The 22,750-nt window shown below is 73.8% G+C and carries 21 protein-coding genes and 1 pseudogene; 12 read left to right on the top strand and 10 right to left on the bottom strand.

Annotated elements, in window-relative coordinates; translation table 11 throughout:
- Positions 1 to 98 precede the first annotated feature (98 nt).
- Positions 99 to 1,817, top strand: a pseudogene (locus tag IEZ03_RS25715) (bifunctional copper resistance protein CopD/cytochrome c oxidase assembly protein); the annotation flags it as partial.
- 17 nt (positions 1,818 to 1,834) lie between these two features.
- On the opposite strand, the gene IEZ03_RS38180 reads toward IEZ03_RS25715, so the two are convergent.
- The 5 genes from IEZ03_RS38180 to IEZ03_RS25695 form a co-directional block, all read right to left on the bottom strand.
- Positions 1,835 to 3,154, bottom strand: coding sequence for an HD-GYP domain-containing protein (locus tag IEZ03_RS38180; RefSeq protein WP_229808578.1), 1,320 nt, complete (start codon positions 3,152 to 3,154; stop codon positions 1,835 to 1,837).
- Positions 3,155 to 3,164: 10 nt separating this feature from the next.
- A complete protein-coding gene (locus IEZ03_RS25710) occupies positions 3,165 to 4,511 on the bottom strand; it encodes an HD-GYP domain-containing protein (RefSeq protein ID WP_184887538.1) in 1,347 nt (448 codons plus the stop codon).
- Between the two features lie 575 nt (positions 4,512 to 5,086).
- Complete coding sequence (locus IEZ03_RS25705; protein WP_184887540.1) at positions 5,087 to 6,010, bottom strand: NAD-dependent epimerase/dehydratase family protein; 924 nt, start codon at positions 6,008 to 6,010, stop codon at positions 5,087 to 5,089.
- Between the two features lie 18 nt (positions 6,011 to 6,028).
- Positions 6,029 to 6,325, bottom strand: a complete 297-nt coding sequence (rsrA, locus tag IEZ03_RS25700) for a mycothiol system anti-sigma-R factor (RefSeq protein WP_132045784.1) — start codon at positions 6,323 to 6,325, stop codon at positions 6,029 to 6,031.
- 89 nt (positions 6,326 to 6,414) lie between these two features.
- The gene (locus IEZ03_RS25695) at positions 6,415 to 7,104 is read right to left on the bottom strand and encodes a sigma-70 family RNA polymerase sigma factor (RefSeq protein ID WP_229808594.1); all 690 of its coding nucleotides are present in this window, start codon (positions 7,102 to 7,104) and stop codon (positions 6,415 to 6,417) included.
- Between the two features lie 199 nt (positions 7,105 to 7,303).
- Between IEZ03_RS25695 and IEZ03_RS25690 the strand changes: the two genes are divergently transcribed.
- The gene (locus IEZ03_RS25690; RefSeq protein WP_184887544.1) at positions 7,304 to 8,152 is read left to right on the top strand and encodes a class I SAM-dependent methyltransferase; all 849 of its coding nucleotides are present in this window, start codon (positions 7,304 to 7,306) and stop codon (positions 8,150 to 8,152) included.
- Positions 8,153 to 8,164: 12 nt separating this feature from the next.
- Here IEZ03_RS25690 and IEZ03_RS25685 read toward each other — a convergent pair whose 3' ends face one another.
- Positions 8,165 to 8,494: a TraR/DksA family transcriptional regulator gene (locus IEZ03_RS25685; RefSeq protein ID WP_184887546.1), complete on the bottom strand. Its 330-nt coding sequence runs from the start codon at positions 8,492 to 8,494 to the stop codon at positions 8,165 to 8,167.
- A 79-nt stretch (positions 8,495 to 8,573) separates the two neighbouring features.
- Entirely contained in the window at positions 8,574 to 9,428 is an 855-nt protein-coding gene (locus IEZ03_RS25680) for an SOS response-associated peptidase (protein ID WP_184887548.1), read from the bottom strand.
- 52 nt (positions 9,429 to 9,480) lie between these two features.
- On the opposite strand from IEZ03_RS25680, the gene IEZ03_RS25675 reads away from it, so the two are divergent.
- The 7 genes from IEZ03_RS25675 (at position 9,481) to IEZ03_RS25645 (ending at position 17,319) form a co-directional block, all read left to right on the top strand.
- Positions 9,481 to 10,362 carry a DoxX family membrane protein gene (locus IEZ03_RS25675; protein ID WP_184887550.1) on the top strand — a complete coding sequence of 294 codons (882 nt, stop codon included), beginning with the start codon at positions 9,481 to 9,483 and terminating at the stop codon, positions 10,360 to 10,362.
- A gap of 126 nt (positions 10,363 to 10,488) precedes the next feature.
- The gene (locus tag IEZ03_RS25670; protein WP_132054728.1) at positions 10,489 to 11,094 is read left to right on the top strand and encodes a sigma-70 family RNA polymerase sigma factor; all 606 of its coding nucleotides are present in this window, start codon (positions 10,489 to 10,491) and stop codon (positions 11,092 to 11,094) included.
- A complete protein-coding gene (locus IEZ03_RS25665; protein WP_184887553.1) occupies positions 11,091 to 11,801 on the top strand; it encodes an anti-sigma factor family protein in 711 nt (236 codons plus the stop codon). The genes IEZ03_RS25670 and IEZ03_RS25665 overlap by 4 nt, the downstream gene beginning before the upstream one ends.
- A gap of 63 nt (positions 11,802 to 11,864) precedes the next feature.
- Positions 11,865 to 13,136 (top strand): 3-phosphoshikimate 1-carboxyvinyltransferase, encoded by a 1,272-nt coding sequence (aroA, locus tag IEZ03_RS25660; RefSeq protein WP_184887555.1) that lies wholly within the window; start codon positions 11,865 to 11,867, stop codon positions 13,134 to 13,136.
- Positions 13,137 to 13,152: 16 nt separating this feature from the next.
- Positions 13,153 to 14,202, top strand: coding sequence for a ribosome small subunit-dependent GTPase A (gene rsgA, locus IEZ03_RS25655; RefSeq protein WP_184890846.1), 1,050 nt, complete (start codon positions 13,153 to 13,155; stop codon positions 14,200 to 14,202).
- 40 nt (positions 14,203 to 14,242) lie between these two features.
- Positions 14,243 to 15,814 carry a serine/threonine-protein kinase gene (locus IEZ03_RS38175; protein WP_229808577.1) on the top strand — a complete coding sequence of 524 codons (1,572 nt, stop codon included), beginning with the start codon at positions 14,243 to 14,245 and terminating at the stop codon, positions 15,812 to 15,814.
- A complete protein-coding gene (locus IEZ03_RS25645) occupies positions 15,754 to 17,319 on the top strand; it encodes an FAD-binding oxidoreductase (RefSeq protein ID WP_229808593.1) in 1,566 nt (521 codons plus the stop codon). Before IEZ03_RS38175 ends, IEZ03_RS25645 begins: the two co-directional genes overlap by 61 nt.
- Positions 17,320 to 17,334: 15 nt before the next feature.
- Here the strand turns inward: IEZ03_RS25645 and IEZ03_RS25640 are convergent, their stop codons facing one another.
- The gene (locus IEZ03_RS25640; RefSeq protein ID WP_184887557.1) at positions 17,335 to 18,186 is read right to left on the bottom strand and encodes a hypothetical protein; all 852 of its coding nucleotides are present in this window, start codon (positions 18,184 to 18,186) and stop codon (positions 17,335 to 17,337) included.
- Positions 18,187 to 18,322: 136 nt separating this feature from the next.
- On the opposite strand from IEZ03_RS25640, the gene hisN reads away from it, so the two are divergent.
- The gene (gene hisN, locus IEZ03_RS25635) at positions 18,323 to 19,126 is read left to right on the top strand and encodes a histidinol-phosphatase (protein ID WP_184887559.1); all 804 of its coding nucleotides are present in this window, start codon (positions 18,323 to 18,325) and stop codon (positions 19,124 to 19,126) included.
- A gap of 169 nt (positions 19,127 to 19,295) precedes the next feature.
- Positions 19,296 to 19,487: a tail-anchor membrane protein gene (locus IEZ03_RS25630; protein ID WP_184887561.1), complete on the top strand. Its 192-nt coding sequence runs from the start codon at positions 19,296 to 19,298 to the stop codon at positions 19,485 to 19,487.
- Between the two features lie 64 nt (positions 19,488 to 19,551).
- Here the strand turns inward: IEZ03_RS25630 and IEZ03_RS25625 are convergent, their stop codons facing one another.
- Entirely contained in the window at positions 19,552 to 21,075 is a 1,524-nt protein-coding gene (locus IEZ03_RS25625; protein WP_184887563.1) for a carboxylesterase/lipase family protein, read from the bottom strand.
- Between the two features lie 54 nt (positions 21,076 to 21,129).
- The gene (locus tag IEZ03_RS25620) at positions 21,130 to 21,762 is read right to left on the bottom strand and encodes a TetR/AcrR family transcriptional regulator (RefSeq protein WP_184887565.1); all 633 of its coding nucleotides are present in this window, start codon (positions 21,760 to 21,762) and stop codon (positions 21,130 to 21,132) included.
- 104 nt (positions 21,763 to 21,866) lie between these two features.
- On the opposite strand from IEZ03_RS25620, the gene IEZ03_RS25615 reads away from it, so the two are divergent.
- Positions 21,867 to 22,748: an oxygenase MpaB family protein gene (locus IEZ03_RS25615; RefSeq protein ID WP_184887567.1), complete on the top strand. Its 882-nt coding sequence runs from the start codon at positions 21,867 to 21,869 to the stop codon at positions 22,746 to 22,748.
- The last annotated feature ends 2 nt before the right edge of the window (positions 22,749 to 22,750 follow it).

The raw sequence follows: 22,750 nt of genomic DNA, 5'->3' as shown, positions 1-22,750 counted from the left end.
GGTGCATCCGGTATGGGTGTTGAACCGTTTGGGCTGGTGGCCGCGTACGGGGTGGTGTGGCTGCACAGGAGGCCGAGGCCGCCCCGACCGACCGGCCGATGCTCGCCATCGGTGCCGTCGCGCTCTCGCTGGTCGTCCTGGCGCTGGTCGTGCGGCTGGGCGGGGCGCTCAGCGAGACCGCCGCGCCCGGACTGTCGCAGACCGGGGCGCTGACGAAGACCGGGCTGACGGTCGCCAAGCTCGGCGGCAACGCCGCCGGCGTCCTCACGGTCGGGTGGCTGCTCGTCGCGGCCGTGTTCGCCCGGCCGCCGTCGCCCGTCGGCCGCCGCTGCCTGCGGGCCGTGTCGCTGACGGCGCTCGTCTGGGCGCTGTGCACGCTGGCGCTGATCGTCTTCACCGCACTGGACCTGTTCGGCACCGGCATCGGCGGCCTCACCGGGAACATGATGCGGACGCTGCTCATCGAGCTGCCCCAGGGGCGGGCGCTGCTGCTCGTGCTCGCCGCCGCGGTCGCGCTGTCGGTGGCGGCTAGCGTCCCCCGCGCCGAGGGCGGCGCCGGGTACCTGCTGGCGGGCGCGCTCGCCGCGCTGCTCCCGCCGCTGTTCACCGGGCACGCGGCGAACGCCTCCTACCACGCGCTCGCCGTCTACAGCCTGGCCGCGCACGTGCTCGGCGCCGCGCTCTGGATCGGCGGGCTCGTCGCCCTGATCACCATCGGGCCCGCGCTCCGCGGCGAGCTGCCCGCGATCGTCGGGCGCTACAGCACGCTGGCGCTGGTGTCGTTCGCCGTCGTCGGAGCCAGCGGCGCCGTCAACGCCTGGGTGCGCCTCGGCGGCGTCAACCTCGGCTCGCGGTACGGGTGGGTGGTCGTCGCCAAGATCGCGGCGCTCGGCGTCCTCGGCGTGCTCGGCTGGTGGCACCGGCGCGCCACCATCCCCGCCCTGCGGGACGGGACGGGCGCGCGGCCCTTCCTGCGGCTCGGGACGGCCGAGGTCCTCGCCATGGCGGCGACGATGGCGCTCGCCACCGGGCTGTCCCGCACTCCCCCGCCGGAGAACGCCCCCGACACGCTCGACCTCACCGCGCTCCGCCTCGGCTACCCGATGCCGGGCCCGGCGGGGCCCGGCCCCTATCTGCTGGACTGGTGGCTCGACCCGCTGTTCTTCGCACTGATCGTCACCGGGGCCGTCCTGTACGGGGTCGGGCTGCGCCGCGTGCGGGACTGGCCCTGGTACCGCGCCGCCGCCTGGTACGCGGGGCTCCTCGCCGCGTTCCTCGCCACCGGCAGCGGGATCTCCCGGTACAGCATGGTCCTGTTCAGCGCGCACGCCGTCCAGCACATCCTCATCGGGGTGGTCGCACCGCTGCTGCTCCTCTACGGCGCTCCGCTGCGGCTGGCGGTGCGGGCCATGCGGGACGAGAACGCGCGGCTCGTCGCCGCCGCGGGCGGCTGCCGCGGGATGCGGCTGCTCTGCCATCCGATCGTCGCGACCGTGCTGTTCCTGCTCAGCCTCTACGGCTTCTCCGTGTCGCCGCTGTTCCCGCCTTCGCTCAGCAACCACGCGCTGCACACGCTCGCGATGCTCGCCTTCCTGGTCATCGGGCTGGCGTACTTCCGCGGGACGGCCGGGACGCCGCTCCCGTTCGCCGTCCTGCCGCTGCACGTCCTCGCCGGGGTCGCCCTGATGCGGGACGGCACCGTCCGCGGCAGCTGGTTCGAGGAGCTGGGCCGCGGCTGGGGCGCGTCACCGCTGGACGACCAGCGGCTCGGCGCGCTGCTGCTGTGGACGGTCACCGCCGTACTCACCGCCGCCGTCGCGGCGGCGCAGGCGCGTCACGGGCGGGGGCGGCGGTCCACGACCCGGCTGAGCGCCTCCACGACGGTCGGGTCGTACTCGGCGGCGGAGTCGTGCCTCAGCCGCTCCAGCACGGCCGCGCCCCTGTCCCGGTCGGAGGACTCGCCCACCAGGTCGTCGTAGGCGTTGGCGACCTTGATGATGCGGCCCGCGAGCGGCGGCGAGACCGGCGGGGCCGCGCCGCCCGGGTCGCCCCCCGCCCGGTAGGGGTGCGAGGACAGCTGCACGATGTGCGCGACCCGGTCCAGGACGCCGGTCTGCTTGATGACCTCGGCGCCGAGCTCGGCGATGCGGCGCTGCTCCGCCGGGGACGCCAGCACGGTCGCGCCGCCCGGGATCGGGTCGCCGAGCGACAGCTGGCCGATGTCGTGCATCAGCGCCGCGTACTCCAGTTCGAGGAGCTCCTCCTCGGACATGCCGAGCTCGCGCCCCATCGCGATCGCGAGCCGCGACACCCGGCGCGAATGGCCGGGCTCCACGTAGCCGCCGACCTCGGTGACCCGCGAAAGCGCCCGGACGGTCTGCAGGTACGTGGCGCGGGTCCCGGCGTACCGGCGGAACGCGAACTGCGTCACCAGGATCGGCACCGTGAAGATCAGCAGCGCGGCCTCGCCCATCGCGGTCGTGGCGACCGCGATCAGCATCGCGGTGGCGCTGGTGGCCGCGCACAGCGCCATCTTGGCCTCGATCTCGTCCCGCAGCGCGATCCCGAACCGCGCCCGGACGGCCTCCGCCCGGATCATCGCGGCGATCAGCACGTCGGTGAAGCAGGACGCGATCACGACGATGCCCATCACCGCCAGCAGGAGCTGCCACACGACGTCGAGCGCCAGCATCGGCCGGAAGCACAGCGCGATGACCGCGACGGTGAACAGCCGCCGCGCCATCGCGTCCGGACGCGGGGAGCGGCCCACCGCGATGTGCGGCAGCGACCCGACCAGCATCCCGGCCGCGGTGACCGCGACGACCTGGAGCGCCGAGTGCTCGGCGGCGACGACGCCGAGCGGCGCGTCCGGCGGGGCGCCCTCGGGGCCGACGCCGACCAGCAGGGCGTAGCCGATCGCGCCCGCGCCGGCGATCGGCGCGACCTCCCGGTTGCCGGGCATCACCATCCGGAACAGCTCGCCCAGCGCGATCAGCACGCCGAAGATGATCGCGACGTCGGGCTGCCGGAGGCCGACCGCGGCGACCTGCGTGACCGCGACGACGACGAACAGCCCGGCGGTCGCGATCAGCAGCAGCTGGCCGGCGTCGATGCTCTGCCACGCGGCCCTCTCCCGGGCACTCTGGCTGCTCATGGGCGTCCCGTCACCGCCGCACCTCGTCGCCGGCGACCCGCAGCGGCGTGCTCGGGTCGTCGTGGTCCTGCTGGGTGGTCTCCACCACGTCGTCGTCGGGCAGGACGACCGGGCCGGGCGGCTCCCACGGGGTGCGCTCGAGCGCCCGCAGGAACGCCTCAACGATCACCGGGTCGAAGTGGTCGCCCATGCAGCGGCGCAGCTCCGCCACCGCCTCGTCGACGCTGCGGGCCGCCCGGTAGGAGCGGGTGGAGGTCATCGAGTCGAACGCGTCGGCGACCGCGATGACCCGGGCGAACTCCGGGATCTCGTCGCCGGCCAGGCCCATCGGGTAGCCGCGGCCGTTCATCTTCTCGTGGTGGTGCATGATGCCCGCGAGCGCCTCGTCCAGGAACCCGATCTCGCGGACGATCTCCAGCCCGCGCATCGGGTGCAGCTGGATCGCGGCGAACTCCTCCTCGGTCATCGGGCCGTTCTTCTGCAGGACCTTGGTGGGGACGCCGAGCTTGCCGACATCGTGCAGCATCCCGGCGTACCGGATCGCCTCGACCCGGTCGGGCCGCATCCCGATCTCCTGCGCGATCATCACCGAGCCGCGGGAGACCCGCTCGGAGTGCCCGCGGGTGTAGAAGTCCTTGGTCTCGACCGCCTGGCAGAGCGCGGCGAGCGTGGCGGCGTGCGCCTGCTGCTGGACGTACGCCTGGTCCATCGCCCAGCGGGCGATGAGCAGCGGCAGCAGCACCAGCACGGCGGCGAACGGCCCTATCCGCGGCCACAGCCCGGCGATCAGCAGGCCGACCATGCCGTAGCCGAGGCAGCCGACGGCGAGCTGGCCGCTCTCGTGCAGCAACTCGCGCGGGGCGGCCTGCCGGCTGAGCAGCAGCACCCCGGCCGTCAGCGTCAGGTTGACCAGGACGAAGGTGACCAGCGCGCCGAGGAACGGCCCGATGACGTTCTCGACCCAGCGGATCTGCTCGGGGTGGAAGCGGTCACCGCCGAGGAGCTGGAAGACCGTCCCGGCGGTGAAGCCGCTGAGCGCGAACTGCGCGCCGTTGAAGACCCGCTTGACCGGCGCGAAGATCCGCTGGCCGGTGATCACGGCGCAGAAGCCGACCAGCGCGGCGCCGACCGGACCGAGCAGGACCACCGAGGCCAGGCTCGCGGCGAAGCTCAGCGACACCCTGGCGCGGGCGAGGTTCAGCCGCGCGGGCGCCGAGTCGCAGACGAGGAACAGCAGGGCCAGCACGGCGAGCGTGCCCCAGTCGATCTCCGCGAAGGACGACGTCGCGATGAGGCCGGCCGCCAGGGTGACCACGCCGCATACGTACGCCCAGGCAGGGAGTGGGAGTCCACGCATTGCCGCCCCCTCGGGGTGTGAACACCCGGCCCCGTCCGCGGCGGTGCGGGCCCGCGCGGGCCCGCCGGGACGGAGGAGTGTTCGGTTCGACTGGCGGGCCGCCGCCGGGCGTGCGCGTGCCTGCCGGCACTACACCCAGGACACGCCCTCGGGCATCGACAGCGACACCGCCGAGGGGCTCTCGCACCGGCCGTCCACCGCCGGCTTCACACGCTCGAGCATGGCTCCTTGCCTCCCCCCGCGAACCGGGCCGGCCGGCCTCGCGGCCGGCCACCGGGACCTCGTCGGCCCCGGTTCTCGCCCGGGCGAGCACATACTCCCGAATTCACGGGCGGGCACGTGCTCCCGTCGCTGATTCCGGCCCAAGCCTAACGCGAACTGCCCAGGTCACACAGGCATGCGGAGAAACGAGAGCCAACTGTGAAGCGGCCGTCACCTTAAGTGATCAATTGCCCCGGGAGAATACACCGACCGTAATTGCACAGCGTCGATGCACGTCACAATGCACGTGCATTACCGGGCGTTCCCAATTATCCCCAGGAAATGCCCAGAAACGACCAACCACCGGCTTTCCGTCAGGCCGGGGCCATCCGTTCCCGCGCCCACGCCACGGTCTCCGCCAGCCCCTCGCGGAGGCCCGTCTCCGGCGCCCAGCCGAGGGCCTCCCGGGTCGCCCGCGGATCGACGGACATCGCGGGGAGGTCGCCCAGCCGCGGCGGCGCGAACTCCGGGTCGTCCGGCGCGCCCGCCGCCTCGGCGACCAGCGTGTGCAGCTCCCGGTCGGTCGTCTCCACTCCGGTGCCCACGTTGAGGCGCCGCCCGCCGCCCGCCTCGCCCGCCGCGCGGGCGAACGCGTCGACCACGTCCAGCACGTAGACGTAGTCGCGGGTCTGGGTGCCGTCGCCGTAGACCCGCGTGGGGCGGCCCGCCAGCAGCGCGTCCGTGAAGATCGAGACGACGCCGGCCTCGCCCTCGGGGGTCTGCCGCGGCCCGTAGACGTTCGCCAGCGTCAGCGTCGTGTAGTCGATGCCGTACAGCGCCTTGTAGGTGGCCGCGTACACCTCGCCGGAGACCTTCGACGCCGCGTACGGGGACGCGGGCCGCAGCTCGGCGTCCGGCGGGACGGGCAGCGCGTCCGGCACCCCGTACACCGCGCAGCTCGACGTGAACACGACCTTGCGGCCGCCCGCCGCCCGCGCCGCCTCCAGCACGTTCGCCGTGCCGACCACGTTCGTGCGCGCGTCGGCCGGCGGATCGGCGACGCTGGCGCGCACGCTCACCTGCGCGGCGAGGTGGCAGATCACCTCGGGGCGCCGGGCCGCGGCGCGCTCGACGAGCGCCGGGTCGCCGACGTCCATCTCCCAGAGTTCGAGACCGGGGCGGACGTTGGCGCCCGAGGACATGTCGTCCACGCCGATGACCTCGTGGCCGTCGGCGACGAGCCGGTCGACCAGGTGTGATCCGATGAAGCCGGCCGCGCCGGTGACGAGTGCGAGCACCCGAGAACGATACGACGCTCAGGCGCTGCCGGTCTTCTCGGCGTCACCGGACGCCTTGATGTCCCCGCAGATCTCCTCGATGCGGCCGAGCACCTTCGCGCGCAGGTCGGTGGGGGCCTGCTCGCAGCCGCAGGACTTGTTCACCAGCTTCTTGACGGCCTCCTCGAGGCCGTACTCGCGCAGGCAAGGGCCGCATTCGTCCAGGTGCTGCTGCACCTCGCCGCATCCGCCCTGGTCCAGCTCGCCATCGAGATAGGTGTAGACCCGCGCAAGGACCTCGTCGCAGGGGGTCTCGTGGTGGTCGCCACAGCTCATGGCTCACTCACCCTTCTCGTTCACCGCGCCGCGGCACGGCACGGTGTCCGGCATCTCGCTACGCAGTACGCGGCAGGCGCGTTTCCCGCTCACTTGGCCCCTCCGCCCGTCCGCGTGAGACCGCGCTCCCCAGCGTAGTCCTCCAGCATGCCCCGCAACTGGCGCCGGCCCCGGTGCAACCGGGACATGACCGTGCCGATGGGCGTGCCCATGATCTCGGCGATCTCCTTGTAGGCGAAGCCCTCGACGTCGGCGAGGTAGACGGCGATGCGGAACTCCTCCGGGAGCTCCTGCAGCGCCCGCTTCACATCGCTGTCCGGCAGGTGCTCCAGCGCCTCGGTCTCGGCGGACTTGAGGCCGCTGGACGTGTGCGACGCGGCGCGCGCGATCTGCCAGTCCTCGATGTCCTCGGTGGCGGCCTGCTGCGGCTGGCGCTGCTTCTTGCGGTAGGAGTTGATGAACGTGTTGGTCAGGATGCGGTAGAGCCACGCCTTGAGGTTGGTGCCTTCCTTGAACTGGTGGAAGGACGCGAACGCCTTGGCGAAGGTCTCCTGCACGAGATCCTCGGCGTCCGCCGGGTTGCGCGTCATGCGCAGCGCGGCAGAATACAGCTGGTCCAAGAACGGGAGCACGTCGCGCTGGAACCGGTCGCGGCGCTGCTCCACGGTCTCCGTGGTGCCCTGTACCTGACCCACCCCCTCGGCTGTGGCGCCGCCGGCCTCGGCTAGGCCGATGACGCCGTATCCACCAGACGATAGCGGTCCGCGCGGCCTTCCCACGCGGGCGGGTGTCTGCGCGTCGCCGCGCGGGGCCGCGAGTCCAGGGCTCCGCTGCTGGTCGGCAACGGCTGTGGTCATGGGTGTGCACCTCCGCGTTTGGCCTGTGAGACGGTGCAACACCGGAAGGGTGCCGCCGATTCCCGCAGCCGGGGGTGACGCGGCGGACACGGGCCGCCGCGGGCGTCCTGCACGGAGGGTGATGCCTCCGGTAACGGGGAAAGAAGTGACATACACGGCGAGAACAGGAGCAAACGTGCACCCGGTGCCGTCGGCGCGAACGTCCGAGCCCACCATCGCCAGTCTGCGCGACATCTCCGGGGAGGGGGCGGGGGACGCACTGGCGCGCTACTGGACCTTCTACTGGGCGGTCGCCGCCGCCCAGCTGACCCGGTGGCTGCCGCGGCGGCCGTCCCGCGTGCTGGACATCTCCGGCGGGCGGTCCGCCGCCCAGGCCGCCGAGGCCCGGCACACGGTCCTGGAGGTCCTCGACCCGACCAGGGGCGACGGGCGTCCGGCGGCGGACGGGGCGCCGCCCGCCAAGTGCGGCACCATCCCGATCATCGGCGACACCGGCAGCCTCACGTTCCTCGCCGGCGGCTCCGTCGACGCCGTGATCGCCGAGAACCGGGTGCTGTCCCGCCACCTCGCCACCGAGGGCACGGTCGCCGAGATCGCCCGCGTGCTGCGCCCCGGCGGCCGGGTCCTGCTCTGCGTCGACTCGCTGACCCTCGGGATGGCGCTGCTCGCCGAGCGCAACTACTGGGCGCACCTGTCGGACGTGCCGAGCGCCGAGGTCGTCCTCATCCCCTGGCCGGACGGCAGCATCACCCGCTCCTTCTCGCCCCACCAGCTCCGCGAGCTGCTCGGCGACGCCGGGCTCGAAGTGGAGTGGATCCGGCCCCGCACGGTGCTGTCCCCGTCGACCGTCGAGCACGTGCTGGCCGAGTCGCCCCGCGCGCTGCCCCGGCTGGTCCGCACCGAGCTGAACGCCACGGAACCGGACGAGTCCCTGGGCATCCACCTCCTGGCGAGCGCCAGGAGGAAGTGAGGCCAGGCCGCCCTAGCGCCTCCGGTCGTGCTTGGCCTGGCAGGTCACGCAGCGGGCGGCGTCCGGGCGGGCCTCCAGGCGGCCCTCGGGGACGGGCTTGCCGCAGGCCAGGCAGCGGCCGTAGGTTCCGGCGCCGAGGCGCTCCAGGGCGGCCACGACGCCGTCGCGGTGCCGCTCCAGCGAATGCAGGGCGGCCTCCACGCGGTCGAGGGCGGTGAGGCCGGCCCCGGCGTCCGCGGCGGAATTGTCGCGCTCGGGGCTCTCCCCGCGCAGAATGGCGATGGATCGATCCAAATCCTCGAGCATGGCCTCGAGGCGGGCGCGGGCTACGGCGATGTCCACGACGCTGCGAACTCCTCCCGGCAGGGGGATCCCGGGCATTGCACTCCGGCTCCGGCCGCCGCCGCGTTCCCGGCAGCGGTCAGAACAAACCGTCGGAATTGCTGCCTGGACTATCCCCGGAAAGCGCGGGTTCTATGAGCTCCGGTCCGTTGTTTCGCACGTTGTTGACCGCCTTTGACACCGGGTAGGCGTCCATTGTCCCGGCCATCGCGGGCACCAGCAGGCTCCGGACCTGCTCGGTCTCGGTCAGCGCGGGGTCGAGCCAGGCGTCCCAGCGGTCCGGCTCGACGATCATCGGCATCCGGTCGTGGATGCGGCCGAGGTCGTCCGGCGCGTCGGTGGTGATCACCGTGCACGTCCAGATCCACTCGCCTGGCCCGATCTGGGGGGACGACCCCCCGGACCCCCCGGAACCACCCTCGGGCGACTTCCACAGCTCGTAGAGACCCGCCATCGCCATGACGGCGCCGTCATTGGGGCGGATGAAGTAGGGCTGCTTCTGCGGCTTCTTCTTCTTGGCCTTCTTCTCGCCCTCGGCCGGATCGGGCGAGCCCTTGTCGTCGCCGCCCTGGTCCTGGAGGGTGTACCACTCGAAGTAGCCGTCGGCCGGGAGCAGGCAGCGGCGCCGCGCGAACGCGCGGCGGTACGACGGCTTCTCGTGCACCGTCTCGAACCGCGCGTTGATCATGCGGGAGCCGATGGACAGGTCCTTGGCCCACGACGGGACGAGCCCCCAGCGCACCGTCCGCAGCTGCCGGACGGCCGCGGCCTCCTCTGGGGCGTCCTTCGGGCGCCGGTTCAGGACGACCGGAACCTGCTTCGTCGGGGCGACGTTGTAGTCGGGCTGGATGTCCCCGTCGACGGCGTCGAGCTGCACCTGGAACTCGTCCAGCAGCTCCTGCCGCGCTCGGGTCGTGGCATAGCGTCCGCACATGGGTCCCATCCTGCCGTGCTTGAGGCGCGGCGTGATGGGCATGTAGCGGGTCATGCGACCCTTCACGACCCTGGCCCGTCCGTTCGTGGCGGCGCCCTACATCATGACCGGCCTGGAGGCCGTCCGGGACCCGCGCGAGCGCGCCGAGCGGGTGGGCCCCGCGGTCAAGCCGGTGGCCGACCGGATCGAATGGCTGCCGAAGGACCCCGAGACGCTCGTCCGCATGGAGGGCGCGCTCAGCCTGGGCACCGGCGCCCTGCTGCTGACCGGCAAGTTCCGGCGGCTGACGACGCTGCTGCTCGCCGCGCAGCTGGTGCCCGCGCTGGCGACCGAGCACCGCTTCTGGGCCGAGGACGACCCCGAACGCCGTGCCAGCGAGCGGTCCCACCTGCTGAAGAACGCCGGCCTGTTCGGCGCGCTGCTCATGGTGGCGACCGAGCCGCGCCGCCCGCCGCGGATGGCGGAGCTGCGGCGCGCCGCGCGGGAGACGCAGCTCAAGAGCGGTGCCGAGGCCAAGGCACTGCGCCGGGAGGCCGCGGCGACGCTGCGCGACGCCCGCCGGGAGGCGGCCCGCCAGGTGCGCATCGCCCGCGCCGAGAGCGGCCGCAAGACCGCGAAGCAGGCCGCGAAGGCGGCCAAGGGCGCCAAGGCGGCCAAGCCCGCCAAGTCGGTCACGGTGAAGATCGCCAAGCCGAGCGGCCTCAAGGGCCGCAAGCGGGGCGGCGCGATGCAGGGGCTCAAGGCCGGGGGCGCGAAGGCGGGGGCCGCGTTCAAGCTCGGCCGGGCGTCCAAGCAGGGGCGGGCCGCGCGGGCCGGGCAGACCGTCAAGGCCGGGACGGCCGCGCAGGCCGCGAAGGCCATGAAGGCCGGCAAGACCGTCAAGGCGGGGACGGCGACGCAGGCGGGGAAGGTCAAGCAGGCCGTCAAGCACTGACTTCCCGAAGAGAACCTTAAAAGAGCCTCAAATCCGTTGAACCGAGAGCCGGGGCGGTCCCGTACTGCCAGTTGACCACCGTCCTCACCCCCTTGAGACGACCCCCACCACGGAGACGCCCCGGCCATGGCAGTTCCCGGATCGACCGGTCGCCAGACCGGCGGGTTGCGGAGCCTGCTCCGCCGCCCCGGCGCGGCGCGGCCGGCCTCCCCGGCCGGCCGGGCCGCACGCGACGACGAGATCGTCGCCGAGCTCTACCGCGAGTACCATCGGCCGCTCCTCTCGTTCGTCCTCAGGCTCACCGGCGGGGACCGCCAGTGGGCCGAGGACGTCGTGCAGGAGACGATGATCCGGGCGTGGCGCAGCGCCGACCGCCTCGACGACCGCACATCCTCGCTGATGCCGTGGCTGGCCACGGTCTCCAGGCGTATCGTGATCGACAATCGGCGGCAGCGCGAGGTCCGGCCGCCCGAGGTCGGCGACGGCCCCCTGGAGAACCTGCCGATGGCGGACGAGATGGAAGGCCTGCTGCGCAAGGTCGTGGTGGCGGAGGCGCTGGAGTCGCTCTCCCCCGCGCACCGGCAGGCGCTGACGGAGACGGTGCTGCGCGACCGTACGGTGAACCAGGCGGCCGAGTACCTCGGCATCCCGGTGGGCACGGTCAAGTCCCGCGTCTACTACGCGCTGCGCGCGCTGCGCGTCGCCTTGGAGGAGAGGGGGGTGACCTCATGAGTTCGCCGGTCGAGCACACCGACGTCGGCGCGTACGCGCTCGGCCTTCTCGAGGAGGGCGACCGGCGGGCCTTCGAGGCCCATCTTCACGGGTGCGGCAGGTGCCAGGCGGAGCTGGCCGAGATGTCGGGGACGGCGGGCGTCCTGTCCGCCCTCGGCGGCGACACCGCCGGGCCCGCCCCGGTGGCGGACCCCGGAGCGCACCAGCCTCCGGCACCGGTGATCGACATGATGCGGCGCCGGCGGAGGGAGGACCGCAGGTTTCGGCGCGGGGCCTACACCGTCGGCGGGGCGGCGGCGGCCGCGATGCTGGCCGTCGGGATAGGCGTCGGGACGGTGCTCGGCGACGACGGCGAGACCGGGAAGCAGCCGCCGCCCGTGGCCGTCACCGGCGAGCGGTTCCAGGCGGCGGACGCGCGCACCGGCGCGTCCGGCACGGTCGGGCTCGTCGACAAGGGCTGGGGCACGCAGGTCAGCCTGGAGCTGCGCGGCATCAAGGGGCCGCTGCGGTGCCACCTGGAGGCGGTGTCCGAGACCGGTGAGCGCAGCGTCGTCGCCGGTTGGCGCGTCCCGGACAAGGGCTACGGCGTGCCGGAGCAGCCCAACCCGCTGGTGATGCAGGGCGGGACGGGCCTCACCCGGCAGGAGATCACCCGGTTCGAGGTGCGGCTCGACACCGGCGGCACGCTGCTGACCATCCCCCTGTGACTCCCCTTTCCGCCCCACGCTGAGCGGCCCGCCGCCCCTCTCCAGGGCCGATAACCTTGGGTCATGCCCACTCCGCATTGGCTCGCCCCGGTCGCCCCTGCCCCCGTGGACGCGACCGTGTCGCTGCCCGGTTCGAAGTCGATGACGAACCGGGCGCTGGTCCTCGCCGCGCTCGCCGACGCGCCCGCGCGCATCACGCGCCCGCTGCGCAGCCGAGACACGGTGCTGATGGCCGATGCCCTCCGCGCGCTCGGCACGGGGATCGCCGAGGACGCCGCGGGCTGGGAGGTCCGGCCGGGCGAGCTGCGCGGGCCCGCGCACGCGGACGTGGGGCTCGCCGGGACGGTGATGCGGTTCCTGCCGCCGGTCGCGGCCCTCGCGTCCGGCGAGGTGTCCATCGACGGCGACCCGCGGGCGCGGGAGCGGCCGATGGGCCCGATCATCACCGCGCTGCGGGCCCTGGGCGCCCGCATCGACGACGGCGGGCGGGGCGCGCTGCCGTTCACCGTGCACGGGACGGGGTCGGTCAACGGCGGGCAGGTGGTGATCGACGCGTCCGGGTCGTCGCAGCTGGTGTCGGGCCTGCTGCTGGCCGCGCCGCGCTTCGAGAAGGGCGTGGAGGTCAGGCACGAGGGGCCGCCCGTGCCGTCCGCGCCGCATCTGGCGATGACGGTGCACATGCTGCGCCAGGCGGGCGCGGTGGTCGAGACGGAGCGGAACCTGTGGCGGGTCGCACCGGGCCCGCTACGCGGCGGCGAGTGGGCGATCGAGCCGGACCTGTCGAACGCGGCCCAGTTCCTGGGGGCGGCGCTGGTCACCGGCGGGCGCGTCACCGTGCGGGACTGGCCGGCCGAGACGACGCAGCCGGGCGACGCGCTGCGCGGGCTGCTCGCCGCGATGGGCGCCGAGGTGTCCCACGGCCCGGACGGGCTGACCGTGCGCGGCTCCGGCGCGTACTCCGGGCTGGACGCCGACCTGCACGAGGTCGGGGAGCTGACGCCGGTGCTCACGGCCGTCGCCGCGCTCGCCGGCTCCCCGTCCCGGCTGACGGGCATCGCGCACCTGCGCGGCCACGAGACCGACCGGCTCGCGGCCCTGGTCACCGAGATCAACGGGCTCGGCGGCGACGTCCGCGAGCTGCCGGACGGGCTGGAGATCCGGCCGCGGCCGCTGCGCGGCGGCGTCTTCCGCACCTACGACGACCACCGGATGGTGATGGCGGCGGCCGTCCTCGGACTGGCCGTTACCGGTATCGAGGTGGAGAATCCGGGCACCGTGGGCAAAACTCTTCCGAACTTCACGGAGTCGTGGGCGTCGATGCTGGCGCCCGCCTGACGGCAGGGACGGACCACTGGCCAGAAGAACGCACGACTACGACGAGGACGACGTCCGGGTCCGGCCCGGACGCCGCGGGTCGCGTCCGCGCACCCGCCGCCGTCCCGCGCACGACGACGCCTCCCCCGGGTTCGTGATCGCGGTGGACCGGGGCCGGTACCGCTGCCTGGTGGACCCGGGCACCGACGACGAGCGCGGCGTCACCGCGATGCGCGCCCGCGAGCTGGGCCGCAAGGGCGTCGTCGTGGGCGACCGGGTGGCCCTCGTCGGCGACGTGTCCGGCGAGCCCGACACCCTGGCCCGCATCGTCCGCGTCGAGCCGCGCCGGTCGTCGCTGCGCCGGACCGCCGACGACACCGACCCGTTCGAGCGGATCATCGTCGCGAACGCCGACCAGCTCGTGATCGTGACGGCCCTCGCCGACCCCGAGCCCCGCCCCCGCATGATCGACCGGCAGCTCGTCGCCGCCTACGACGCCGGGATGGACCCGCTGCTCTGCCTCACCAAGGCCGACCTCGCCGACGCCGAGCCGCTGGTCGCCGAGTACGCGCCGCTCGGCGTCCCGTACGTCGTGACGCGCCGCGGCGAGGACGGCGGGCTGGACGGTGCGGAGGACGGCGGGGGGGACGCGGGCCTGGACGAGCTGCGCGGCCACCTGTCCGGCCGCATGAGCGTGCTCGTCGGGCACTCGGGCGTCGGCAAGTCGACGCTGGTGAACGCGCTCGTCCCGGACGCCGAGCGGGCGGTCAGCCACGTCAACGCGGTCACCGGCCGCGGCCGGCACACCTCGTCGTCGGCGATCGCGCTGGAGCTGCCCGGCGGCGACGGCTGGATCATCGACACCCCCGGCGTGCGGAGCTTCGGGCTCGCGCACGTCGACCCCGCGCACGTGATCAACGCGTTCGAGGACCTCGCGGAGGGCGCGGCCGAGCGGTGCCCGCCGCATTGCGACCATCTCCAGGAGAACTGCGGTCTCGACGCCTGGGTGGACGACGGGCACGCCAGCCGGGCCCGGCTGGACTCGCTGCGGCGGCTGCTCGCCAGCCGGGAGGGAGAGCCCGAATAGGCCGGAAACTCCGGGCGATGCGTCGGTATCGTCTTGCCCCATGGTCCAGATGGTGGCGGGGCGCTACGAACTCCTGGAGGTGCTCGGACGCGGCGGGATGGGGGCCGTGTGGCGGGCCCGCGACCGCACGCTCGGCCGGGAGGTCGCGGTCAAGGAGGTGTCCCTGCCGCAGGGCCTGGACGACGCGCAGGTCGAGCGGACCTACGCCCGGACGTTCCGCGAGGCGAGGTCCGCGGCGCGGCTCGACCACCCCGGGATCGTGACCGTCCACGACGTCGTGGAGGAGGACGGGCGGCCCTGGATCGTGATGAGCCTCGTCCGGGCCGATTCCCTCGACAAGGTCATCGCGCGGGAGGGGCCGCTGCCGCCGGACCGGGCCGCCGCGATCGGCGCCGACCTCCTGGACGCGCTCACCGCCGCGCACGCCGCCGGGGTCGTGCACCGCGACGTGAAGCCGGGGAACGTGCTGCTGCCGCCCGGCCGCGCCGTCCTCACCGACTTCGGCATCGCGACCGTGGCGGGCGACGAGACGCTCACGCAGGCCGGGGCGATCGTCGGGTCGCCCGCGTACCTGGCGCCCGAGCAGGCGCGCCACCAGAAGGCCACCCCGGCGTCGGACCTGTGGTCCCTCGGCGCCACCCTGTACGCGGCCGTGGAGGGCCGCCCCCCGTACAAGCGGCCCGACGTGTGGGGCGTGATGGCCGCCGTCCTCTCCGACGACCCGGACCCGATCGAGCGCGCCGGGCCGCTGACCCCGGTGCTCCAGGGCCTCCTCCGCAAGGACCCGGAACAGCGCATGGGCCCCGGCGAGGCCGGGCGCCTGCTGCGCCAGGTCGCGCACGGAGCGGTGTCCCGGCCGCCCGAGCCGCCCGCGTTCGCGCCGCCCGGCCCGGGGCCGCGCGACGTGACGCTGCAGCCCCCACCCGCCGCGCCGACCGTCGAGCCGCCCGTCGGACCGCCGACCGTGCCCCCCACCGGGCCGCCCGTCCGCGCTCCGCGCCGGCGCCCGCCGTGGCAGCTGATCGTCCCGGCGGGGGTCTTCGCGGCCGCGCTGGCCGCCGCCGTCGTCACGATCGTGGTCTTCGTCTCACAAGGGCCTTCCGGAAACGAGAACCGGGCCGGCGAGACGACCTCCTCCTCCCCCTCCTCGCAGGTCGGCGGCGTGCCCGACGGGTACCGCCCGTACCGGGGGTCGGCGTTCGTCGCGGCCGTCCCCGAGGGCTGGGAGGAGGACGGCTCCGGCGACGACGTGACGTTCACCGACCCGGCCCAGGGGGTCAAGCGCGGGGTGAGCATCCAGCGCGTCGCCTCCACTCCCCAGGGCGATCTGGCGGACGGCCTCGCGGACGCGGCGCGCAAGATGCGGAACGACCCGGACTACCCCGGCTACAAGCAGGAGAGCTTCAAGCGCGACGTCCCATACCAGGGCGGTCAGGCGGCCGAGCTGCAGTTCACCTTCACCAGGGACGGCATCCCCGGCCGCGTGCGGGTGCGGGTCTTCGAGCTCGGCGGCGCCGTCTACCAGGCCGTCCTGATCGGCGACCAGAAGCACTGGGACGCGGGCGTGCCCTACTACGAGACCATCCTCAAGACGCTGCGGAGCCCGTCCTGACAAGCGGGGCCGGGCGCATCGGCCGGCGGGCGGCGCTCAGGGCGGCGCTCCTCGGCGGCCTGGCCGCCGCCGGCTGCTCCGGCGGGGAACCGCCCGCGACCGGCGGCCGGCCGTCCCGGCCCCGCCCGACCGGCCCGGCCGACTGGAACGCCCTCGCCCGCGGCCTGGACGGCCGCCTGATCCGCCCGTCCGACGCCGCCTACGACCGCGCCCGGCGGCTGTACATCCCGCGCTACGACGACGTCGAACCGGCGGGCATCGCGTACTGCGAGACCCCTCAGGACGTCGCCGAATGCATCGCGTTCGCGACGTTGCAGGGGATGGCGTGCGCGGTGCGCAGCGGCGGGCACAGCTACGCGGGCTGGTCGACGGGCACCGGACTCGTCATCGACGTCTCCCCCATGGACGCGGTTCGACGCGACGGCGGCCGCGCGGTCGTCGGCGCGGGGACACGGCTCATCGACCTGTACGGCGAGCTCGCCAGTGCGGGCGTGAGCGTCCCTTCGGGCAGCTGCCCCACGGTCGGCGTGGCCGGCCTGACGCTGGGCGGCGGGCTCGGCGTGACGTCCCGCGCGTACGGGCTGTCCTGCGACGCCCTGGAGTCGGTGCGGCTCGTCACGGCGGACGGGCGGATCCTGAACTGCAACCGGGAGGAGAACGCCGACCTGTTCTGGGCGTGCCGGGGCGGGGGCGGCGGCAACTTCGGCGTCGCGGTCTCGTTCACGTACCGGACGCACGAGGCCGGGGACGTCACGCCGTTCTCCCTGCGCTGGCCCTGGGCGCGGGCCGCCGCGGTGGTCCGCGGCTGGCAGCGCTGGGCCCCGGCCGCACCCGACGAGGTCTGGACGAGCCTGCACCTCGACACCGGCCCCGGCACGGGGACGCCGACCATCGAGGTCATCGGGGTCGCGCTCGCGGACGCCGGCGCCCACATGGACAGGCTGACGGCCGCGATCGGCGCCGACCCGGACTCGTCGGACGCCCGGTCCCGTCCGTTCCTGGACGCGATGAAGTTCCTGGGCGGCTGCGCGGGCCAGACCGTCGAGCAGTGCCACGCGCAGGGCAGCCTCCCCGGCCAGCGGCCGGGCGGGAACTTCCCCAGGACCGACTACGCCGGAAAGTCCCACCTCGCCTACAAACCCCTGCCCGATGACGCGATCAGCACCCTGTTCGCCCGCTTCGAGCAGGGCAACGACGTCGCGAACCGCTCGGCGCTCATGGACGCCATGGGCGGCGCGATAGCGCGCGTAGGGCCGGGCGAAACGGCCTTCCCCCACCGCAAGGGCCTGTTCTGCGTCCAGTACCTGGCGCCCGACACGGGCTGGCTCCGCGCAACGCACGCGTCGATGGAGCCCTACATGCGCGGCACCGCCTACGTGAACTACGTCGACCCCGACCTCAGAGACTGGGCCGGCGCCTACTACGGCCCCAACCTCGGCCGCCTGCGCAAGGTCAAGGCCGCGCACGACCCGGGACGGCTGTTCCGCTTCCCGCAGGCGCTCTGACCCCCGGCCGGCCGACTAGCCCTTCGAGGGCTCCTCGAACAGGCTGCGCGCCCGCGCCTCGGCCTCGTTGAGCGCCTTGACGTGCTCGGGCGCGAGCTCCTCGACGCACCGGGTCATCTCCTCGGTGACCATGCTGAACGCGCTCTCCTCCGCGCCCCGCAGCGCCGCCCGGACGCTCGCGGACCTGGCGCCGAGCGCCGCCCACTCCAGCTCCAGCCGCGCGACGGCCTCGTCGAACGCGTGCGACGTCTCGGCCGCGGCGTCCTTCAGCTCGTCCGGGATCGGTCCGCGGCCCGCCTTCCGCGCCTGGCTCGACAGGGCCGAGATGCGGCTGGCCAGCATCAGCCCCTCCCGGGCGAGCGGCAGCACGTCGTGGATCAGGTCGGTGACGGCCTTGGCGAGCTGCTCCACCCGCGTCAGCAGCGTCTGCGTCGCCTCCTCCAGCGCCCCGGAGGTGCGCTCGGCGACCCGCTCGGCGACGTCCCGCTGCCGCCTGGACAGCACGGGGACGATGTCGCGGTCCAGCCGGCGCTGCAGCTCGCGCTTCCGCTCGCCGTGGTCGCCGGGCCCCGCGCGGCCGGCCCAGTCCGCCCAGACCCGCTCGATGCGCTGCTCGCCCGACGCGGCGATCTCCGCCGTGATCTCGTCGAGCGCCTCGCCCGCGCGGGCCTTCAGGCGCTCCACCCGCCCGTAGAGCGCCTCCCGCTTGAACGGGTCGTTCAGCTCGTTCAGCTGCGCCTGCAGCCGGCGGGAGACGTCGATGGCGTGCTCGGCCAGCGGGACGAGGCGGTCGGCGAGCTCGTCGAGCGTCCCGGCCCTGCGCGGGTCGGTCAGCTCGGCCACCCACTCGGGAAGGTCGTGCGGCATGGCCCCCATGCTGCCACCACCGCGCCCCCGGCACGGCCCGCTCCGCCCGGCGCGCCCCGACCGGCCGACCGAAAAGCCCGTAACTGCGCGGGTACGTGTGTCTGCGGAACGAGTGATCAGGGTAGCGTTGCACGCCGTGGCGGGCTATTCCGATGACCTGCGTCTCGCGCATGTGCTGGCGGACGGGGCCGACGACATCACGAGCAGGCGTTTCCGCGCCCTCGATCTCGACATCGAGACCAAGCCGGACCTGACCCCGGTCAGCGACGCGGACCGGAGCGTCGAGGAGCAGATCCGCGGCACGCTGAAGCGGGCCCGCCCGCGGGACGCGGTGCTCGGCGAGGAGTACGGCAGGACCGGGTACGGGAACCGCTGCTGGATCATCGACCCGATCGACGCGACGAAGAACTTCGTGCGGGGCGTGCCCGTCTGGGCGACGCTGATCGCGCTGATGGAGAACGACGAGGTCGTCGTCGGGGTGGTGTCGGCGCCCGCCCTGAACAGGCGCTGGTGGGGCGCCCGCGGCGGCGGCGCCTGGACGGGCCGCAGCCTGACCCGCGCCACCAGGATGAACGTCTCGTCGGTGACGGACCTGTCGGACGCCTCACTGTCCTTCTCCAGCCTCAGCGGCTGGGAGGAGCAGGGGCGCCTCGACCGCTTCCTCCACCTGACCCGGTCGGTGTGGCGGACGCGGGCGTTCGGCGACTTCTGGTCCCACATGATGGTCGCCGAAGGGGTCGTCGACGTGTCGGCCGAGCCCGAGGTGTCGCTGTGGGACCTCGCCGCGCTCCAGGTCATCGTGGAGGAGGCCGGCGGCATGTTCACCGACCTGTCCGGGGTGCCCGGCCCGGACGGCGGCAGCGTCGTGTGCACCAACGGCCGCCTGCACGCAGACGTCCTGCGGACGCTGGGCGGCGGTCAGCTCTCCCTGCGCATCTGAGCCCGGCGCGGCTGATCGACACGGCTGATCGACACGGCTGCGAGGATCGAACCCGCTGCCTGCGGGGACACTTCACTGTGGCCATCCGGGGGACTCGCGACATATCGTGGAACAGCGGTCGCCCGGCGGCCGTTGTACAGATCGGGCGGCCCGTAAACGGAGGTACCAGATGTCGACCCAGACAAAGTTCGTGATCGGCGGAGTCGTCGTCGGCTTCCTGACCCTGTTCATCTTCCCGTGGTGGCTGACCGCGCTGATCATCCTCGGCGTCCTCGGGGCGCCGCTCGTCGGGTACCTGATGCTCGACCCGTCGCAGCGCAAGCGCGTGCGCGCCCAGGGCCGCAAGCGCCTCGGCAGCTGACACGCCCGACGAACGTCCCCCGGGCCCGCAGGTCGACGAAACCCGCGGACCCGGTGGGAGTGCGTTAGCCCCAGAGGCGGCGGTCTTCGGCGTGCGGGTCCTCGACCACCTCGTCCGCGGGGCCGTCGAAGACCTGCACGGCGCGGGCGGAGGGGTCGAACCGCCGCCAGCCCGGGTCGCCGTGGGCGGCGAAGTCCGTCCAGGCGCGGTGCATGCGGTCCGCGAGGGCCTGCGGAGGCTTCGGCCCGGCCAGGCCCTCGGTGCCCTCGCCCAGGGTGTCGAAGACGAAGCCCAGCTCCAGCGCGTGGCAGGCGCCCAGGTCGTGCACGGGCGACCGCCACGCGAACTCGTACATCCACGTCCCGCCGGTGCCGCCCGACGCGGCGTGCCCCGCGGCGGCCCGGTGGGCGGGGACGCGGAACAGGTGGTCGGTGATGATCGTCGCCATCAGCTCGCCGGGCGTCTGGTCCGGGTGGTGGGCGCGGTAGGAGGCGGGAAGTTCCGGCGGGACGCCCATTCCGGTGGTGACGGCGCCGACGAGCTCGTCGGTGAGGTCGCGCGCCAGGCCGGTCGGCATCAGGAAGAAGCGGAACTCCTCGGACGTGTAGCCGATGAGCAGGTCGACGTCCCGTCCGGCGCCGTCGGCGATGGCGTCCTCGGGCCGGCGGGTCAGCAGCTCGCCGTCCAGGATCGGGGTCAGCGACATGCCGCCCGCGGCGGTGGTGCGGCCCCAGCGGCCGGGGTCGGGCAGCGCCGCGACCTCGGCGGCGACGGCCGCCTGCACGAGCAGGATCGCGGCCGGGTCGAGCGCGGCGAACGCCTCGGCGGTCGCCTCGACACCGAGCCGGGCGGCCATCTCCTTGGTGACGAGCAGCGCGTCCGACGGGTCCTGGGCGATGGTGCCCGCGCCGCTCTGCGCGACCGCGCGGCGGAAGAGCCCGAGGTCGAGCGACAGCAGCGTGGTGACGCTCATCGCGCCGGCCGACTCGCCGAACACCGTGACGCGGTCCGGGTCGCCGCCGAAGCCGGCGATGTTGTCGCGGACCCACTCCAGCGCGGCGATCTGGTCGAGCAGCCCGCGGTTGAGCGGCGCGCCGGGGAGGTTCGCGAAGCCCTCGACGCCGAGCCGGTAGTTGATCGTCACGCAGACGGCGCCGTCGCGGGCGAAGTTGCGGCCGCTGTAGAGCGGCACGGCGCCGGAGCCGTTGCGGAAGGCGCCGCCGTGGATCCACACCATGACCGGAAGGCCCGAGCCCCCCGGGTCAGGCGCCGGGTCGTTCCGGGGGGACGACCCCCCTGTACCCCCCGCGAAGAAGGGCGTCCAGACGTTGAGGTTGAGGCAGTCCTCCCCCGGAATCGCGGGGTCGGGGAGGAGCTTGTCGAACGGCCGGGGGTAGCCGGGCTTGGGCGCGGTCGGCCCGTACTCGGCGGCGTCGCGGACGCCGTCCCACGGCTCGGGCGGGCGGGGCGCCCGGAAGCGGTCCGCTCCGAACGGCGGCGCGGCGTAGGGGATGCCGAGGAAGGCGGTGACGCCGTCCCGTGTGGTGCCGCGGACCTTCCCGTAGGACGTCTGAGCGATCGCCTCCATGCCCCGCCTCCATTTCTAGAACAAAGTTCGAACCAGGGTACGGGAACCGGGCGGTCAGTCCCCGCCCGGACGCAGCATCCGGGTGAGGTAGTCGCGGGCGAAGGCGCGGATGGCGTCCTCGTCCTCCAGCGCGAGGCCCCCGCCGGGGACGAGGAGCAGCGAGACCGCGAGCCGCAGCAGCACCTCGGCCACGGTGTCGTGGTCCTGCGGGTCGTCCGGGCGGGCGCGGCGGAGCCGGTCGGCGAGGATGTCGCGGGCGGCGAGCATCACGGCGCCGCCGTTCATGCTGAGCTGCGGGATGACCGCCTCGGGCTCGCTCTCCAGGACGCGCGTCATCAGCGGGTGCGTGCGGGCGCTCTGCAGGCCGGTGACGAAGCCCTCGACGACCGCGTCCTCGGGGGACGCGAGGTCCTCGGTGGCCTGGGCTATCGCGGTGAGGAACCGGCGGCACTCCCGCAGGATCACCGCCTGGAGCAGCTGCTCCTTGTTGCTGAACCGCCGGTAGATGGTGGTGCGCGCGACCCCGGCCCGCTTGGCGACGTCCTCGACGCTGACCCTGCGCAGCCCGTAGGTCTCGAACTCGGTGAGCGCGGCGTCCAGGATGCGGGTGTCGAGGTCGTCGGGGTCGGCCTCCGGCGCCGCCAGCCGGGCCCGCAGCCCCTCGGCTCCGGTCGCGTGCAAGGTCATAGCGGCACCCTAACCGGCTCGGGCACCCGCGTCGTGCGAGCGGATGCGACACAGTTACAATATTCGTCGTTCTGTACTTCTCACTGCGACTCCCGGCGGTGCACATGACGGACCAGGCAGAGACCCGGACCCCCGCTCCGCTCGGGCCAGGCTCGCTGACCTGGCGCTACTTCGGCGACACCCGGATGGCCCTCGTGGGCCCGCGGGCGGCCGTGCTGCAGAACATGCTCCCCGAGCTCGGCCAGGGCGTCCTCGACCACTCGGTGTTCTTCTCCGAGACCTTCGCGCGGGTGAAGCGGTCCGCCGGCCCGATCCTCAACACCGTGTACGGCGGGGAGCGGTCCGCCGAGACCGGCCGGCAGGTGCGCGACTACCACCGCGACATCAAGGGCACGATGCCGGACGGCTCCCGTTACCACGCCCTCGATCCCGAGACCTACTACTGGGCGCACGCCACGTTCCTCGACAACATGCTGTACGGCGTCGAGACGTTCATCCGCCCGCTCGGCGAGGACGAGAAGCGCCGGATCTACGACGAGTCCAAGGTCTGGTTCCGGATGTACGGCGTCAGCGACCGGGCGATGCCGGAGGACTGGGAGGCGTTCCAGACGTACTGGAAGCGGATGCTGGACGAGGTGATCGTCCCCCACAAGACCGCCCGGTACGGCGTCGGCTACGTCAAGAAGGGGCTGCCCGCGCCGCCGAAGGTCCCCGCCCCGGTGTGGCGCGCGGTGTCGCCGCCGCTGAACGCGGTCGCCCGGTTCATCACGGTCGGCGGGCTGCACCCGCGGATGCGCGAGGTGCTCGACCTGCCGTGGAGCGCCGCCGACGAGCGCCGCTACCGGCGGTTCGCGGCGGTTGTCCGCGCGGGGAACCGGGTGTGGCCGCTGCTGCCCGAGGCCGTCCGCTACGTCCCGCAGGCACGCCGCGCCTTCCGCGCCGCGCGCCGGGCACCGGGGGCGCACCGGGCGCCGCGGCGGGCCTGACC

Origin of the sequence: Actinomadura livida (assembly GCF_014648675.1) — a bacterium.
GTDB lineage: Bacteria > Actinomycetota > Actinomycetes > Streptosporangiales > Streptosporangiaceae > Spirillospora > Spirillospora livida.
This window is presented reverse-complemented; position numbering and strand designations above follow the sequence as displayed.